The following is a 17,669-nucleotide window of genomic DNA, read 5'->3' on the forward strand; positions in this document are numbered from 1 at the left end:
CTTCCATCTCCTTAACCGTTCACATTATCGTTCATGTATTAGGGTGAAAAGGGCCGCATCCCATCTGCAATTATCTGGTGCTTTCCCTTAAGACCAGCTTGGTATCGATAATCTCGTTAAACTTTTGATTCGAATCCGGATGATTAATCTTGTGCAAGACGATATCGACGGCCCGTTTAGACATTTTACCCTTGGAATTGCTGACCGAGGACAGCTGGAACGGAATAAAAATCCGCGACTGAATATTGTCGAAGCCGATGACCGAATAATCTTCCGGCACTTTATAGCTGTACTTGCTTAATACATATGCCGTTTCCCAGGCGATTACATCATTAAAAGCAAAGATCCCGGTAAACTCCGTCTGCTGCTCGATTAGCTGCTTCATAACCTGCCTTGTATCTCCCGCGGAAGCTCCAACTTCAACAATCAGCTCCTCCATTACAGGCAAGCCCGCTTCCTCATGCGCCCGCTTATACCCTTCGAGCCGTTCCTGCGCACTGGAAATCCGGATTGGACCGTTCAGGAACAACACTCTCTTGTGTCCGCTGTCGATTAAATGCTTTGTTGCGAGATATCCGCCCTTCTCATCATCGCAGATCACGTAATCGAATTCCGGCTCATCCTTGAACCTTCTGCCGATCAGCACGAACGGCACGCCGTTTTTCTGCAGAAACCGAATGTTATCGGCTCCGCGCTGGGAAGGACAGATGATAATCGCATCCACATTTTTGCCGATAGCGGTGTAGATGGCCCTCTCTTCCATCTCGTAATCATCTTCCGTGTTAATGACAAAGATCGTGTAATGATGCTTGCGCGCCGACTTCTCGATTTCCTTCACCATAATACCGAAGTGCGGGTTGGCTACATCGCTGACGATAACCGCAATCGTGCGGGTCAGCCCCGAACGGAGCGAACCGGCAAGCGCGTTGCCGACATAACCCATTTCCTTGGCTAAATCCTTAATCATCTGCCGGGTGGAGGCTGCGATATCCTCTTTGTCCTTCAAAGCTCTTGAGATGGTGTTGACCGAAAGCCCGGCTTTGACGGCCAGATCCTTCAGTGTCACTTTCCTGCCTTCCATGCGTTCTCCCCCAGCTACTAGAATGTGTTTGCTAGACTCTCTTGTTTGATAAATAGATTAGCACTTGAAATTTTTGGAGTCAATTATCTAGAGGAGAACAGCTTGTTAACCTTTTAAACCGGTCATGACGATGCCTTCTACAAAATATTTCTGCCCTAGGAAAAAGACCAGCATCGCCGGCAGAAGCACGACGGTTGTCGCTGCCATCATTAAATGCCACTGCGCATTATACATGCCCTTGAAGGTTTGCAGCCCAAGCGCAAGGGTATACAGCTTCTCGTCGCTCAAATAAATGAGCGGACCCATAAAGTCGTTCCAGCCGTTCAGGAAAGAGAATAATCCGACAACAACAAGCGCAGGTACAAGAAGCGGCAGCATAATCCGGCTGTAGATCCGGAAGTAACCAGCTCCGTCAACCAATGCGGCTTCATCCAGCTCTTTCGGAATGGTCATAAAGAACTGCCTAAGCAAGAATACGTTAAACGCTCCGCCGCCGAACCATGCCGGCAGCGTCAACGGGATAAACGTGTTGGTCGCCCCAAGCTTCGCCCATCCGACATATTGAGGGATTAGCGTTACCGCTCCAGGGAGCATCATGCTGGTCAAGATGACCATAAATACGAGGTTTCTCCCAGGCCATCGCAGTCTCGCAAACGAATAAGCGCAAATCGAGCTCGACAGAACAACCCCGGATACCTCCAGCACAACGATAATAAAGGTGTTCAGAAAATACCGGTTGAACGGCAGGATCGTCATAGCCTCCCGGTAGTTGCTGATCAACCAGTCATGGGGTATCCAGATCGGCGGGATAACAAAGATATCCGATTGGTCCATAAACGAACTCCGAAGCAGCCAGTAGAAAGGAAACAGACAAAGACAAGTTCCGGCAGCGAGCAGCAAATAGATGATGGATTTGGATAATAACCGGCCTCTGATCATCGTTTCCCCTCGCTTTCGCTGTACACCCAAAAGGCGGAAGTCTTGAACACCATCAGAGTCAGCGCCAGGATAACCAGGAACATGATCCAGGCAATAGCCGATGCGCTTCCCATGCTGGAGAACTCAAACGCTTCGCGGTACAGATAATAGGAGTAGAACAACGTTGCGTTGTTCGGCCCGCCCTGCGTCATAATGTAAGCCTGCCCGAATACCTGAAAGCTTCCGATGAATCCCATGATCAGATTAAAGAAGATCGTTGGCGTCATCAGCGGTATCGTAATGGAGAACAGCTTATGCAGCGGGCCGCCGCCGTCAACCTCCACCGATTCGTACAGATGCTTCGGAATGCCTTGAAGCCCGGCCAGGAAGATTACCATCGTGCCGCCAATCGTCCATAGACTCATCAAGACCAGGGACGGTACGGCCAGATTCTCGGAATAAATCCACTGCAGTCCGGGAATGCCGAATACTTTGAGCAGCTGATTAAGCAGACCAAGATCCGGATCAAACAACCACAGCCAGATCATGGACGAAGCTACCGCTGGAACTATCGTTGGCATGTAAAAGACGGTACGGAAGAATGCCTTCCCTTTGATCGGATGATTAAGCAGCAGCGCCACCATAAACGCCAGCAAAATCTGCAAAGGCACGCTCAGGATGACATAATAAGCCGTAACGCCAAGCGACTTGTAGAACAGCGGGTCCGTTCCGTCGAACAAGTCGGCATAGTTGGAGAAGCCGATCATTTTCAAGGGAGTGATGACGTTGTATTCCGACAAGCTGAATATAAAGCTGGCAATCATCGGCCCCAGGACGAAGATCAGAAATCCGGCAATAACCGGTGACGCGAACAGTATGCCGGCCCGGGCCTCTTTATTCCAAAGCTTCCTCCCGGTGATCATCGCTCCGTATAGACCCCTTTCAGTTCTTTTTCCACTTGAGGCTTGATCTTGCTTAAAGCTTCCTGCGCCGTTGTCTTGCCGAGCCAGACCTGCTCGAGAGCCGGGTCGATCATGCTGTTGATTTTGGACAAGTTCTTCACGTAGTAGGAAGTATTCGGGAAGCCGTTGTCAAAGGCGTTTCTCATCACCGCGTCCTGGTAGCCTTCCGGATGAGCCGGATTGCCGGCCGCCCATTTCGCAACCAAATCCGCATTTTCGTACCATTTTTTCAGAACCGGCATCCAAAGTCCGCTTGTTTGCAGCTCCAGCGTGTTTTCCGGATTCATCATCCACTTGTACAGCATCCAAGCTTCTTCCGGGTGTTTGGTATCCTTAAAAATGACGATCGGTTCGCCTAAGGTCATCGTCGCTTTGTTCTTCATAACTGGCGCTACGCCAATTCCGAAATTCAGCTTTTTCGCCGCGCCAAGATCAACCAGACTCCACTGGCCGTCAAGCGTCATAGCCACCTTGCGGGAGGACAATGCATTGGCGCCGGAAGGAATGTTCTTCGACTGGGTTGGCGATGGAGCGACATGGTATTTGTTAATCAGATCGGCCCATTGCTGAATCGCTTCAGCCGCTTCCGGATCAGCCAGCTTGAACTGAGTACCATCCTGGTTCACGAACTGTCCGCCGTTTGACACTACTCCGTTCATGTATGCCCACAGAGGCATCGTTACCCCGAATTGCTTGATCGACTTTGGATCAAAATCCGGATCAAGCGCATTTCGACCTTTTTGATCCAGCGTCAGCTTTTGCGCCGTCTCCACAAATTGATCCCAAGTATACGCCTCGTCGGCTTTGGTTGGAGGGAGCGGCAGACCGGCATCCGTAAACGCCTCCTTGTTGTAGAACAAAGCAAAGGCTTCAAGCGCGCCATTAACGCCAGCCAGCTTCCCTTCTTCCCAGTAATACATGGTGTTTGGCAAAATATCGTTTACGCTGACATCCGGATCATTCGCAAGGAAATCCATAATGTTATAGATTCGGCCTTGCGACGCCCATTCCAGCGCAACATCGCCATTCAAGAGTCCAATGTCCGGCATCTGATTCGAAGAGGCCATCGTTGTCAGCTTAGTCGTATAGGATTCCGGGATATGAAGAGTATTAACCTTGATCCACGGATATTTCTCCGTAAACGATTTAATCGCCGCTTCCTGTACCTTTTTCTCGTTCGGGCTTCCCCAGAACGTATACTTAAGCGTGACCGGATCATGCTTCACCGGCTCTTCCCCGCCGGCGTTGCCGGCCGGAGTATTTGTTGAAGCTGCTGCGGTATTGCCGGAGGTTTCTTTTACTTCCGAATTACCGTTCGTACCGCTATTGCCGTTATTCCCGTTGCTGCTGCCGCAGCCGGCCATCAAGACCGAAAGCGCTAACAATGTTACCGATGCCACACCTGCCGTTTTTCTCATAGACTTACCTCCCTCAAATTGGTTAAAGATCCCCACTCTTTTTCTTTCAACCAATGTTGCAAGTCATGATGCAGTTTTTGCGTTTCGAGCTCCCTTAGCACCTCCATTTACGTTAACATTATCGTTAATGTAGCTTACAGCGTCATTATAAAAGGATTGTTAAGGAATGGTCAATTCTAGAAATCGGACAATTTGGATCATCCCGATAACGATAACTCGTCGTAATTTTGGAGTTATATACCAGAAAACGCCAACATAAAAAGCCGGCTCCAACTCTGAATCGGAACCGGCAAATGACACTGCTCGACATTTATTTGATTGTTTTAATTACGTTTTCGAGTCTATTCAGGCCTTCAGTCAAGATCGCGCGCGAACAACCGATATTAATGCGGATAAACCCGTCTCCGGCTTTTCCGTAAGTCGAACCCTCGTTGATCCGAAGGCCTGCTTCGTCAAATAATTTGCGGCTTAGCTCTTCGGAACCAATTCCGAGATTTCGGCAATCCAGCCACATTAAATACGTAGACTGCGGTGCAATAACCTTGAGATTCGGAAGCCGTTCCCGGACAAACGCGATGAAATAATCACGGTTCTCTTTCAGATAGGCCAAGAGTTGATCCAGCCATTCTTCCCCTTCGTTGTATGCTGCGATCAACGCTTCAATCCCAAACGAATTGGGATCATGAATGCCGCTTACGAGCAGAACTTGCTTCACTTTTTCCCTGTAGTCCTGGTTAGCCGTAATGATGTTCGCCATCTTTAATCCGGCAATATTAAAGGTTTTGCTCGGAGATGTGCAGGTGATTGAGTTATTCGCGTCTATCGAAGCAAACGGGACATACGGCTGTCCTTCAAACACAAGATCCCTATGAATCTCGTCGGCCACAACAAGAACCTGGTGCTTTTGGCAAATAGCGCTTAACCGCTCAAGCTCCTCTTTGCTCCATACTCTTCCTACCGGGTTATGGGGATTGCACAAAATAAACAGCTTAACGGCTTCATCCGAAGCCTTCTTCTCGAAGTCTTCAAAGTCGATTTCATACGACTCGCCCGTATTAATCAAGTCATTCTCGACGATCTCGCGGCTGTTGCTCTTAATAATGCCATAAAAGCTGTTATACACCGGCGCTTGAATAAGCACTTTGTCTCCCGGATTCGAGAAAGCCTGAATAATGGCGGCCAAAGCCGGAATAACGCCGGGCGTAAAAGCAATCCATTCTTTTTCAATCTGACAGCGATGTCTCTTCCGCCACCAATTAATCTCCGCCTCGTAATAAGCATCAGGCAAATGGGCATAACCAAATACCCCGTGCCGCAGCTTGCTCTCCAATGCCCGAAGGATGGGATCCGCTGCCTTGAAATCCATATCTGCAACCCACATGGGTACAATATCTTCTTTGTCCTTCGCCGAATCCCACTTGAAGCTGTTCGTATTTTTCCGGTTAACCACTTCATCAAAATCATACTTCATCTTGCATGCCACCTTTTCTGTTCGCAAACTTCTGCCTAACATATAATAGCACAACTCCCGCCAGCAATGCCCATAAGGGAGCCGATATGCCAAACAAATTAAGATGCGAAGCAGCCAGAACAAAGGTAACGGTGGACGGAACGATGTATGAACGCTGCTGCACGGCCGATTTGACTGACTTCATAAAAAGGCCAAGCAAAGGAATACCGGTCATCAAAGCGATAAACGGGGCAGGCAAAATCTGAATCCAGCCAATCAATTTGGATGCGAATAACCCGAATAGAATGACCAAGCCGTTAGAGGTTATTGCCGCGCCAATACGTTTCGAGGGATTGCCGGCTTCGGGACTGCTGCACAGAGCCGTCATCATCCCTCCTACGTTCGCCGCATGCCCGCCAAATAGGCCGGCAGCCATAGAAGCCAAGCCCGAGGCGCTAATAATACGGTTGACCGGCGGATCATACTCATGGCTTTTTAAGGCGGTAAGAGCCACAGCCAGGTCATTGCTCATCACGATAAACGACAAGGGAACCGCAATGGAAAAAATAGCGGCAGTCGAAAATTCGGGAATGATCAGCGCGGGAAGTTCGAACGGTAACCCTTGAACAGCCGCCCACGGAAGGCGCTGCTGAAGGAGCAAACCAATAAATCCCATGATCATTGCCCATAAGGCCGGCGACAGAAACCGCGTATAACGAGGAACCAACCAATAACCGACAGCGGCTAGAATGCCGCATAGCGGAAGCTGTACGGAAGACGGAATCATCCCCCAGACATAGGATAACAACAGCCCCGCCAATAAGGAATCGATTATAGGCTTTGGAATCAAGGGCAATGCCCGTCCAAAAATCCCCGTACCGCCAGCCGCAATCATGATTACTCCCGACAGAATAAATCCCCCCGCTAATTCCGGCAGCGTATAATGGGCGGCAACGGACCCGATATAAGCAATTCCCGTAATGGAATGCGCTCCCGCAAAAGGCATCTTATATTTAAGTGTAAGCAGCGTGTTTAACACACCGCCTGCGACATAAACGGCAAAGAACCATGATAAAAGCTCATGATCGGACATTCCGGCCCGGTCCGCCGCTTGGACAAGCAGGATTGCGCCTCCGGTACAAGCAAGCATGGCGGATATCATTCCCGTAGTAATAAACCTCAAGGCACATCCCTCCTTCAGCCCATAATAGGACCAAAGGGAAATACTGTAACCAGCCAATTCGGAGAAACTTCTGCCATCCACCCATAAAAAAAGAGCCCGCTCGCGCAGGCTCTCCCTTTTTAAGTCCACTTTTTCTGATAAGCGGCAATTTCCTTATATTCCGGCGTAAGCAGCCTGGATACCCGGACGTAGATCCGGCTCAGCTCCTTGTAACGTTCAACGTTGGCTTGTTCAGGCATATGCTTGTGGGAAGTTCCCATCATGCCCGATACGACATGAAGCGAATCCACTTCGCCGATGCTGTACAAGCCTAGGATCGCGGCGCCAAGACATGAGCTTTCGAAGCTCTCCGGCACATGGACCTCTTGCTCGAAAATATCGGACATCATCTGACGCCACAGCTCCGAGCGGGCAAAACCGCCGGTTGCCTGGATTTTCGTAGGATGGCCAATCAACTCCTCCAGTGCCATATACACCGTGAAGAGGTTAAAAATCACGCCTTCCAGAACCGCGCGGATCATATGCTCCTTCTTATGCTGCAGGCCAAGTCCGAAGAACGAGCCTCTGGCATTGGCATCCCACAGCGGGGCTCTTTCGCCCGCGAGATAAGGATGGAACAACAGACCGTCCGCTCCCGCCGGCACGCGCGCGGCAATTTCCGTCAGAATATCGTACGGATCCTTGCCAAGCCGTTTAGCGGTTTCGGTCTCCGCGGCGCAAAGCTGATCTCTCAGCCAGCGGAATATCATCCCGCCGTTGTTAACCGGACCGCCAATCACCCACATATCCTCGGCTAACGCGTAACAGAAGATCCTCCCCTTCGGATCGGTTACCGGCCGGTCCGTTACAGCCCGGATTGCCCCGCTTGTCCCGATCGTTACGGCAACGGTTCCAGGTTCAATGGCATTAACGCCAAGGTTGGACAATACGCCGTCGCTTGCTCCCACAATGAAAGGAGTTGAAACCTTCAGCCCCATCTCGGCCGCCCATTCCGCCTTCATGCCTTCCAGCGCATAGGTCGTAGGCACAGGCTCGGATAACCGCTCGGGCGTAACGCCAGCCACCAGCAAGGCTTCGGCATCCCAGCCGAGCTGGGATAAATTAAACAGCCCCGTCGCCGAAGCAATCGAATAATCGATCACATACCGGCTGAACAGCTGATGGAACACGTATTCCTTGATGGAGATAAACTTGTGCGTGCGGGCGAACAGATCCTGCTGCGTGTTACGAAGCCATACCAGCTTGGACAACGGAGCCATCGGATGCAGCGGCGTACCCGTGCGCAAATAAATCTGATGTCCGTTCATCTCGTTCTTGATCCGCTCCGTCCACATCGCGCTGCGGTTATCCGCCCAAGTAATGCAGCGCGTCAGCGGGCGGCCTTCGCCGTCAACCGCAATAACGCTATGCATCGCCGAGCTGAACGATACGCACAATACGCCTTCCTCGCCAATGCCGCCTAGGGCAACAACCTGCTTGATCGTGCCAACAACCGCGCGGAAAATCTCGTCCGGATCCTGCTCCGCTACATCGGGCTTCGGTGAGTACAGCGGGTATTCGATCGTATGAGTCGCGATCACTTGTCCAGCCTTGTCAAACAATACGGATTTCGTGCTTGTTGTCCCGATATCCGTTCCAATAACGTAAGAGGAAGCCATTGCTGCTCACTCTCCTTTCTCTCTATCCAATCCATGCTTCTATCTATCTTTAAACGATGGCGTTCAGCGCCATAATGAGCACAAGCGCCACAACGGAAATAATCGTTTCCAGCGCTGTCCAGGTCAGGAGCGTTTCTTTCACCGTCATGCCGAAATATTCTTTGATCAGCCAGAAGCCCGAGTCGTTCACATGGGACAAAATAAGCGAGCCTGCGCCTGTTGCCAGTACAAGCAGCTCCACGTTGGTTCCCGGCATTGCTGCCGCGATTGGAGCCACGATACCCGCAGCCGTCATCATCGAGACGGTTGCGGAACCGGTTGCGATCCGGATCATCGCCGCAATACCCCAGCCAAGCAGAATAGGCGATACATGCGAAGAAGTAGCAAGATCAGCGATGTAGTCGCCGATACCGGAATCCAGCAGCACGCGGTTAAACGCGCCGCCCGCGCCAATAACAAGCAGAATCGTTGCCGTAGGAGCGAGACAGTCATTTGTGAATTTCAATACTTTTTCGCGGCTGATACCGCGGGCAAAGCCTAAGCTGAAGAACGAGTACACAGTCGCAATCAGAAGCGCCACAACCGGATCGCCTACAAATTTCGCGGCAAGGAACAGAGTATCATCCTTCGCAAGGGAGCCGCTTTCCACAAATACGTCCGCGAATGTGGCAATCAGCATCAGGAATACCGGAATCAGAATCGTGATGAGCGTATTGGCAAAGCCGGGCAGTTCGCGGTTCTCATCGGTTTCCGCAAGCTGATCTCCCATTTCCTTCGGTACTTCCTTATGAATCCGTTTGCCAATCCAGCTGCCGTACAGAGGTCCCGCAACGATTGCGGTCGGTAAACCAACGATTATCGAATACAAAATCGTCTTGCCGATATCGGCATTAAAAATACCAACTGCAGCCATAGCAGCCGGATGCGGCGGCACCAGACCGTGTACCACGGATAAGCCCGCTACCAGCGGTACGCCGATTTTGACAAGCGAAAGACCTGTTTGTTTCGCAATGGTGAAAATAAGCGGAACAAGCAAGACGAAGCCAACCTGGAAGAAGACGGGAATGCCGACAATAAACGCAACAAACATCATCGCCCAATGGACTCTCTTCTCGCCGAACACGCCGATCAAGGTTCTTGCGATTCTCTCGGCGCCTCCGGATTCGGCCATCATTTTCCCGAGCATGGTGCCAAGTGCCAATACAATCGCCAGGAAGCCTAGCGTATTCCCCATCCCGGTCTTTATGGAATCGATGATGCCCGTCTGGTCTTCGGTAGCCACAATCGGCATTCCCGCGGCAAGCCCTGTCCCAATCGCCGTAATAATAAGCGCGACAAACGGGTTCAGCTTGGCAACCGTAATGAGCAGAAGCAGCACAACGATCGCTGCAAGTACAATAAATAGCAACATGGTGTAGTTCCTCCTAAAAAATATTATTGCGGCTGACCGTCGCGATATTCCTGCGGCGTCATGCCGAATGTTTTCTTAAAGGCGCTGATGAAGGAATGCGGCCGTTGATAACCTAGCCGGGCGGCAATGACATAGACCTTCTCATCGCTGCGCCGCAGCATGGACTGGGCTTCTTCCATCTTCACGCGCTGAATGTAATCACTTAAGTTTTCGCCTGTTTCCAGCTTGTATACCTTGGATACATAGACGGGATGCAGCTTGACGTAATCGGCCACCGATTGAAGCGAAATATCGCCGGTCACGTTGTCATCTATAAAGCTTCTTATTCTCTCGATCAAGGAATGGCGGTTATCCTTAGTTTCCTTAGCCATATCCTCCTGCAACGCTTTAAGCGTGCGGAAGGCCCATTCCCGGAGATGCTGCACGGTCCGAAGCGGCATCCCGGTCGCCATCCGGTTGTAATCGGTACCAAGTGTTTCGTTTAGAAGACGTCCGTTCTTATGGGCGATATAAGCATAGGCCGAAGCCACCGTAAAGTAAATTTCCAGCAAATGCTCTTCGGACACGGTTTCTCCGCTCTCCACTCCCGTAAAGATACGCTTATACCTCTCTTCTACCGCTTCCCATCTTGCGGCTTCCAGCAAGTGAATCAATGCCGGCGGCTCGTACAGACAGTCCAACGACCGTATGGCTGCCGGCTCGCTTTCCTTCTCCTCCAGACGCATGAACTGCTCCGGCTCCTGCCCGATCCGGTTGCGGAAAGCCGTAATCGACCGGTTATAGAAGCCGGGAACGTCTTCCGGAAAAGCGCCCGCGCTGCTTACCATGACGGATACCTTCCCTTTCAGGTAAACGCCTACGGCGGATTGCAGCACCGATGCCGTGCGCTCAAGCCAGCCCGGATCATCCCCTTCCGCTTCGTCCTTAAGTGTCAGCAGAAAGACCAGATAATCATGGGCGTCCTTCGCATGCCACAGCGAGTAACGACCGCCGAACAGCTCCTCGGCCATATTGGCGACCGCGTATTCCTTCCAGGACAGATCCTCTTCGGTGAACTCCCCGAACCGGTCATCCAGCCGAACAGCCATCAGCGAAAATCGCTGCCAGTCCCGATCGCCAAGCTCTAACCGCGTCATTTTTTCCCGAAGCGTCTGTTTGCTCCACAGCTTTCCCTGCAGCAGCTCCTGCAGCAGGTTCGCCCTTAAGAGTGGCAAATGCTCCTTCAGCGTATACGTGATCCGCTGGGCGGAGATTACCTCTTCCCACTCCTGCTTCAGCTTCCGAAGCACGCGTTCCACCGTTGACAGGAGGTCCGAGGTCTTGACCGGCTTGAGCAAATAGTCCTCGGTCTGGAACTGCATGGCCTGCTTCGCATAGTTGAATTCGGAGTAGCCCGAGAGCAGAATGCTTTTGGTCTTCGGCCATTGCCGCTTAATCTCGGAAATAAGCTGAAGCCCCGACATACCCGGCATTCGGATATCCGTAATGACAATATCGATGGAGAATTGATGAAGCTGCTCAAGCGCTTCCTGGCCGGAATACGCTTTGTACACCTGATCGATGCCAACGGATTCCCAATCGACCGTTGTTGCCAGACGGTCCACGACATGCGCTTCGTCATCCACAATTAAGAGCTGGGCCATTCCGTTTCACCCTCCAACCGATTTCCATCCAATGCCTTGGCATTTGCTTTACTCTTCAGCCACGCTATGGTAACGACAAGACCTTCTCCATCCGCTGCATGCCGGAAACGAAGCCCCGAGCCTTTTCCGAACCGGCCTTGCAGCCGCTGATGCACGTTCCAGGTACCGCATCCGATCTCGTCTCCCATTTCCTTCTCGACTAGCAGCGCTTCCAGCCGAAGCCGTTCCTCGCCGGTCATCCCCGCTCCGTTATCGGCAATTTCAAGTAGGTTGTAATCCCCCTCTTGCCTTCCGGTAATGACGATGCGTCCTCCGCCGATCCGGCTTTCAATCCCGTGCACAATCGCATTCTCGACGATCGGCTGCAAGGTAAGACGGGGAAGAGGCTCTTCCAGCAGGACATCGGGCACTTCCATCTCGTAGGCTAGCCTTCCCATCCTTAGCGTATGGATGTTCAGGTAATGCCGGACGAAATCCAGCTCCTCTCCCACCGTCGACAACTGATTGTCTACCCTGGTCGTATACCGGTAAAACTCGGCCAGATTTTCCGACATCGAAATAACCGAATCCCGGTCCTCCATCATCGCGGAGTTGATAATAAAGAACAGCGAGTTATACAAGAAATGAGGATGAATCTGCGATTGCAGCTGCTTAAGCGTCGCTTCCCTGGATCTTAGCTTTTCGCTGTAAATATCTTCGATCAACCGCTGAATCTGGCCGGCCATTTCGTTGTAATGCCGGATCAGCTCGTCAAATTCATTATTAGCCTTATAGCCGATCCGCCAGGACAAATCGCCGCCCTTCATCCGTTTGACACCGGCTATCATCTTGGACAGCGGAATCTGAACATTGCGGTAGAGCAGAACGGAGGCCAGCAATCCGATTAAAACCAGGAAAGCGATTGAACCGTAGAACCAGTTCCTGGCCTGAATAATGGGAGCCACAATCCGTTCGACGGGCACGTAATCAACCAGATACCAGCCTAATTGGCGCGACTTCGCATAACTGACCAGATACGTTTGTCCATCCATCTTCAAGATCCGTTGACCGCTTTGTCCGAGGCTACCGTGACCAAGCTCCTGAATGACCTTGGCGGAAGCGGTTTCCGCATGCGTGCTGTTGCGGACAGGCTCCTCGCTAGAGCGTAACAAAAACGGGTCGCCCCGGTTCTCCTTCTTGTACACATCAAGCATGTCGCTAATATTCTGGATGGGAAAACGGACCTGAATAACGGCTTCCGCGTCCCCAACCTTTACGGCAGCAGCAGGAACACCGATTTCGCGGACAAAGGTATCGATCGGATAACCGCGCGAGCTGTCCCGCTCGTAAGTCCAATCCTCCTTGATCTTTCTCCCCCGCGACTGGACTTCGCTGCCGTTTAAGTAAATGTTCGAGGAGAGTACGAGATTTTTCTCCGGAAAAGCAAAGGTTAGATCGTTGGACCATGAGCTGGATACGCTTTGAAGTCCCAGCTTTTCCGTAACTCTGGCCTGCTCCTTCAGCAAGCCGCTTTCCGGTTCGCCTGAAGCAGGAGACAGAAAATCGCGGATATGAGGATCATCGCTTAAGATGACCGGGAACATCGACAGATTTTCCATCGTTCCATCCATTTGATCCATAAAGAAGACAAGCTTACTCAAGCTGGACGAGCGCATTTGTTCTTCCACAACGCCGGTTGCAATCCGGTTCGAATAACCGTATAGCAGCACAACGGGCACAAGCAGCAGGACAATAGTGAAAGCTATCTTGTTGAAAATCGACAGTCGGCGCGGCATCTTGGTTACTCCGCTTCCTCATCAAGGAGAGCCTGCAGAGCGGCATTGGCCTGATCGGCCGATTGCCGGATCTCCGTCTCTCCCATGATGACCATTTGTACGATTTTGCCTACCTGCTCGCGTGCTGCCGCTACGTCAACGGTCTGAGGCCGGTCGTGATCGACTCCTCCGTTAATCGTTTGTTGGTATACGGCTGCTAATTCTTCCGGGAAGCCAATCGTGCCCCTCGGATCCTTCCATACCGACGATCTTGGTCCGGGATTGCCCGCTTGCTGGGTAAGCAGCATAACGGACTTTCCGCTTGCCCATTTAATAAACGCCCATGCCGCCTCTTTATTCGGCGATTTCGGGTTGATGGCAAGCCCCCAGGACGTAATGTTGTACGGCATGGAACCTTTTGTCCCCGAAGGAAACGGCGCAAAGCCGACATTTCCCCGAACTTTCGACTCTTCCGTATCAAGCGCGCGGTAGATCGAATTGGCATCGGTATAAAGCGCGGCCTTCCCTTGCGCAAAAAAAGCGCTTGCCTGAGGCCATGACATGTTGATTGCATTAGGCGGCCCGTAATTTCGAAGCAGACCGCCATAGGTCTCGAAGGCTTTGATCGCTTCCGGAGAATTAATGGCTGCTTTGCCGTTCTTGATAAAGTCGCCGCCTTCGGAGTACAGAAACGACGAGACCTGCGTCACTAGCGGACTCCGCTGTCCTCTGGCTACAAAGCCGTAGACGCCTTGCTCCGGATGATTCAGCTTCTCTGCCGCTTCTTCAAGCGCATCGATGGTAGCGGGAACCCCAATTCCCGCTTTCTTCAGCAAATCTTTGCGGTAATACAATATTTGTTGCTCCGTCACGATCGGAATGCCTGCCAGTTTGCCGTCTACCGTTGAAGAACGGATGGATTGCGGCGAGAAATCGCCTAAATCGTATCCCGCATCCTGACGGGCATAAGCATCAAGCGGTTCAAGCCAGCCGCTCTGGAAGAACAGCTTTCCTTCCTGCAGCGGCCGGTACATGAACACATCCGGCGTTTCCGAGCGTGCCGTGAATTGTACCGTCAGCTTCTGTGTCAGCTGATCTTCAAAATAGCCCTGGATCCGCACGTTAATGCCGGTTTCCTTCTCGAACTGGGGAATTAACGGCTTAATGACGTCAACCCAGGGATGGGATCCGGTTACGAACGTTATCGTTCGGCCCTGTAATCCCTCTCCGGGCTTTTCGTTCTCTGCTGCGCCCGGCGGTTTTGCCGGACTGTTACTGCATCCGGCTAATGCTGCAACGACCAATAATCCGGCCCATCCGGTCTGTAAGAGCTGCAGCCTTTTCATGCCTTACTCTACTCTCCTTCAAGCGGAATCGGCCTTGCCTCAAGAAGCAACGTCGATTTGCGTCGAAAAATTTTATTAAGCATCCTTAACATTACTGGATCGCGGGTTTAGACGATATAACGAATACTAAACATTGATAACGAATCCTAAAGATCGGCTTTACCTATTATTGCCTGTCCTTGCATTAATCACTCCAAACGGCAAAGAGAAAGAGGCCGCAGCAATCGCGGCCTCTTTCGTAAGTTTATTTATACATAAAAACTTCTAAAAACAATATCTTGGTCGTAGTTGCCAAAGCCCCTTCCGTATAGGGTTAGTCCTCCCCGTCCGCGTCCCGTATCTTCCGCCGCAATGCGGAATGTCCAGTTGATTGCACCCGTTCCGATATCTCTAAGACCTACGTCCGATATTTTCAAGCCGTCGATATACGAGCCGTTCTCCTTGACCCGGAGAACCTTCAAGAGGCCGTATTGATTAACATCGCTGGACCACCAATCCGGGGTCAGTCTTCCCCTTGTTTTCCCGAAATCTCCCGGACTTGTCCATACGCCAAGCGATTTGCCGTTGAGACTGAAATGGATATCCGACGGCCAATTCTCATTGACGCGAGGGGCTTCGGAGCCGATTTCGAAGGAAATCTCGATTTCGTGCAGCCGTTGGTCCTTATAGAGATAATTAGGAATTTTATATTCCACCCAGCCTCTTGCAAGCCACAGGATTCCCGCGTTCACCCTCTCCGGGTCCATGAAGCAGGCCGGATTATCGTACTGCCCGATCATCTTATCCGTGGTTGCTACACCGCAGGTTGGCCATGCCTCATAGTCGGTGTAGTGACCGATCGGCACGGACAGACCATGAAAGCTTAATGACGAAGAAACATTGGGAGACAGCTTGATCTGAAGAAACTCAGACTTGATATAACAATACTTATAAGTACCTCCGTCGATCCGCTTCATTTTGCTGCCGACGATTCCCGCCTGCTCAAGCTTGCGGATATGGCCGCTGATGACCGCGCTGCTTAGAAACATTTCGGAGGCAAGCTCCTTCACATGGCGCTCCCTCTCAAATAATTTATCGATAATTTTTAAACGTACCTCGCTTGCCAGCGCTTCATAAACCATTAATGATTCCGCATTGGTTGATAGCATCATTTCACCTCAGTAGGATTTTGTTTTTTCAAAATCCTGAAACTTATTCTTGTCTGCTAATACCTATTATGGTACGAATATTATAGGATTTCAACCATACGGATTTTGTTTTTCCCTAATTCTAAAGGAGGCTTTTCTATGACTATTCGTTCCAGCATGCTTATTGACAAGAATTTTACCGTCTCCCCTGTTGATCCCCGTGTATACGGTTCCTTTATTGAACACTTAGGCCGTGCCGTATACGGCGGCATTTATGACCCGGAACATCCGACAGCTGATGAGAGCGGCTTCCGGCAAGATGCCATTGAGGCCATTAAAGCTCTGCAAGTACCTATTATCCGCTACCCGGGCGGCAACTTTGTATCGGGTTACAATTGGGAAGACGGCGTAGGTCCAAAGAGCGAGCGGAAACGTCTGCTTGAGCTGGCCTGGTGGACGACGGAAACCAACGAGGTAGGCACTAACGAATTCGCGGATTGGGCCAAGCTGGTTGGCTCCGATGTTATGATGGCGGTTAATCTAGGCACGCGGGGAATGGATGCGGCAAGAAATCTTGTTGAATACTGCAATCATCCTGGCGGTACTTATTGGAGCGATCTGCGGATCTCTCACGGCTACAAGGAGCCTCACCGCTTCAAAACCTGGTGCCTCGGCAACGAGATGGACGGTCCGTGGCAGATTGGCGCAAAGACAGCCGTTGAATACGGACGGCTCGCTAATGAAACCGCAAAGGTAATGAAATGGGTTGACCCGTCGATCGAGCTTGTTGCCTGCGGCAGCTCAAGCAGCGGCATGAGCACCTTCGCAGACTGGGAAGCAACGGTGCTTGATCTTACTTACGATCAAGTGGACTACCTGTCTCTCCATACCTACTACAATAACAACAATAACGATACGGCGAACTTCTTGGCCAAATCGCTCGATATGGACCAATTCATCGACAGCGTAGCCGCGATCTGCGATTATGTAAAAGCAAAAAAACGCAGCAAAAAAACGATCATGCTTTCGCTCGACGAATGGAATGTATGGAACACCATCGGCACAAGCCGCGCCGACGAGCGTTGGCAGATTGCTCCTCCGGAGTTCGAGGATGTGTACACGCACGAGGATGCTCTTGCGGTTGGCTGCTTCCTGATCACGCTGCTTAAGCATGCGGACCGTGTCAAAATGGCTTGCATCGCCCAATTAATTAACGTTATCGCTCCGATTATGACCGAGACGAACGGTGCGATCTGGCTGCAAACGACCTACTATCCGTTCCTGCATGCCTCGAACTTCGGACGGGGTACGGTGCTGCAAGCCAATATCTCCTCGCCGAAATACGATTCCAAGGACTTTACCGACGTTCCGTATCTCGAAGCGATCAGCGTCTTCGACGAAGAGCAGGGTCTGATCACGGTGTTTGCGGTTAACCGCCATCTGGAAGAGCAAATGGAGCTTAGCCTGGACCTCCGCAGCTTTGGCGAGGTAAGCGTAATCGAACACATCGTCATGGAAAGCGAGGATTTGAAAGCAACCAACACCAAATCCAATCCTCGTAATGTCGTTCCGCATGCCGGGGGCCGCACTACGGCAGATAACGGCAGCGTTCAAGCGATCCTGGGTAAAGCCTCCTGGAACGTGATTCGCCTGCAGACGAAAAAAGGATAATCCCTTCCGATAGAGTATCCGCGCATGAAAAGAGGCAGCCGAAACCG

General features: G+C 51.4%; 13 protein-coding genes. 1 reads left to right on the top strand and 12 read right to left on the bottom strand.

Going from position 1 to position 17,669, the window contains the following annotated elements; translation table 11 throughout:
* Window positions 1-70: 70 nt before the first annotated feature.
* The 12 genes from PJDR2_RS18080 to PJDR2_RS18135 form a co-directional block, all read right to left on the bottom strand.
* Window positions 71-1,081, bottom strand: a complete 1,011-nt coding sequence (locus PJDR2_RS18080; RefSeq protein WP_015845161.1) for a LacI family DNA-binding transcriptional regulator — start codon at window positions 1,079-1,081, stop codon at window positions 71-73.
* Window positions 1,082-1,186: 105 nt separating this feature from the next.
* Window positions 1,187-2,020, bottom strand: coding sequence for a carbohydrate ABC transporter permease (locus PJDR2_RS18085; RefSeq protein WP_015845162.1), 834 nt, complete (start codon window positions 2,018-2,020; stop codon window positions 1,187-1,189).
* On the bottom strand, window positions 2,017-2,922 hold the full coding sequence (locus PJDR2_RS18090) for a carbohydrate ABC transporter permease (RefSeq protein WP_015845163.1): 906 nt from the start codon (window positions 2,920-2,922) through the stop codon (window positions 2,017-2,019). Before PJDR2_RS18090 ends, PJDR2_RS18085 begins: the two co-directional genes overlap by 4 nt.
* Window positions 2,919-4,379, bottom strand: coding sequence for an ABC transporter substrate-binding protein (locus tag PJDR2_RS18095; RefSeq protein ID WP_015845164.1), 1,461 nt, complete (start codon window positions 4,377-4,379; stop codon window positions 2,919-2,921). Before PJDR2_RS18095 ends, PJDR2_RS18090 begins: the two co-directional genes overlap by 4 nt.
* 310 nt (window positions 4,380-4,689) lie before the next feature.
* Window positions 4,690-5,850, bottom strand: a complete 1,161-nt coding sequence (locus PJDR2_RS18100; protein WP_015845165.1) for a MalY/PatB family protein — start codon at window positions 5,848-5,850, stop codon at window positions 4,690-4,692.
* Window positions 5,840-7,012 carry a benzoate/H(+) symporter BenE family transporter gene (locus PJDR2_RS18105; RefSeq protein WP_015845166.1) on the bottom strand — a complete coding sequence of 391 codons (1,173 nt, stop codon included), beginning with the start codon at window positions 7,010-7,012 and terminating at the stop codon, window positions 5,840-5,842. Before PJDR2_RS18105 ends, PJDR2_RS18100 begins: the two co-directional genes overlap by 11 nt.
* 119 nt (window positions 7,013-7,131) lie before the next feature.
* On the bottom strand, window positions 7,132-8,670 hold the full coding sequence (gene gntK, locus PJDR2_RS18110; RefSeq protein ID WP_015845167.1) for a gluconokinase: 1,539 nt from the start codon (window positions 8,668-8,670) through the stop codon (window positions 7,132-7,134).
* Between the two features lie 49 nt (window positions 8,671-8,719).
* Window positions 8,720-10,081, bottom strand: a complete 1,362-nt coding sequence (locus tag PJDR2_RS18115; protein WP_015845168.1) for a GntP family permease — start codon at window positions 10,079-10,081, stop codon at window positions 8,720-8,722.
* A gap of 23 nt (window positions 10,082-10,104) precedes the next feature.
* Window positions 10,105-11,724 carry a response regulator gene (locus tag PJDR2_RS18120; RefSeq protein WP_015845169.1) on the bottom strand — a complete coding sequence of 540 codons (1,620 nt, stop codon included), beginning with the start codon at window positions 11,722-11,724 and terminating at the stop codon, window positions 10,105-10,107.
* A complete protein-coding gene (locus tag PJDR2_RS18125; protein WP_015845170.1) occupies window positions 11,709-13,499 on the bottom strand; it encodes a sensor histidine kinase in 1,791 nt (596 codons plus the stop codon). The genes PJDR2_RS18120 and PJDR2_RS18125 overlap by 16 nt, the downstream gene beginning before the upstream one ends.
* A 5-nt stretch (window positions 13,500-13,504) precedes the next feature.
* Window positions 13,505-14,824, bottom strand: a complete 1,320-nt coding sequence (locus PJDR2_RS18130; RefSeq protein WP_015845171.1) for an ABC transporter substrate-binding protein — start codon at window positions 14,822-14,824, stop codon at window positions 13,505-13,507.
* A 248-nt stretch (window positions 14,825-15,072) separates the two neighbouring features.
* The gene (locus PJDR2_RS18135) at window positions 15,073-15,975 is read right to left on the bottom strand and encodes an ArsR/SmtB family transcription factor (protein WP_041613504.1); all 903 of its coding nucleotides are present in this window, start codon (window positions 15,973-15,975) and stop codon (window positions 15,073-15,075) included.
* Window positions 15,976-16,110: 135 nt separating this feature from the next.
* On the opposite strand from PJDR2_RS18135, the gene PJDR2_RS18140 reads away from it, so the two are divergent.
* Window positions 16,111-17,622, top strand: a complete 1,512-nt coding sequence (locus PJDR2_RS18140; RefSeq protein WP_015845173.1) for an alpha-N-arabinofuranosidase — start codon at window positions 16,111-16,113, stop codon at window positions 17,620-17,622.
* Window positions 17,623-17,669 lie beyond the last annotated feature (47 nt).

Origin of the sequence: Paenibacillus sp. JDR-2, assembly GCF_000023585.1 — a bacterium.
Taxonomy (GTDB): domain Bacteria; phylum Bacillota; class Bacilli; order Paenibacillales; family Paenibacillaceae; genus Pristimantibacillus.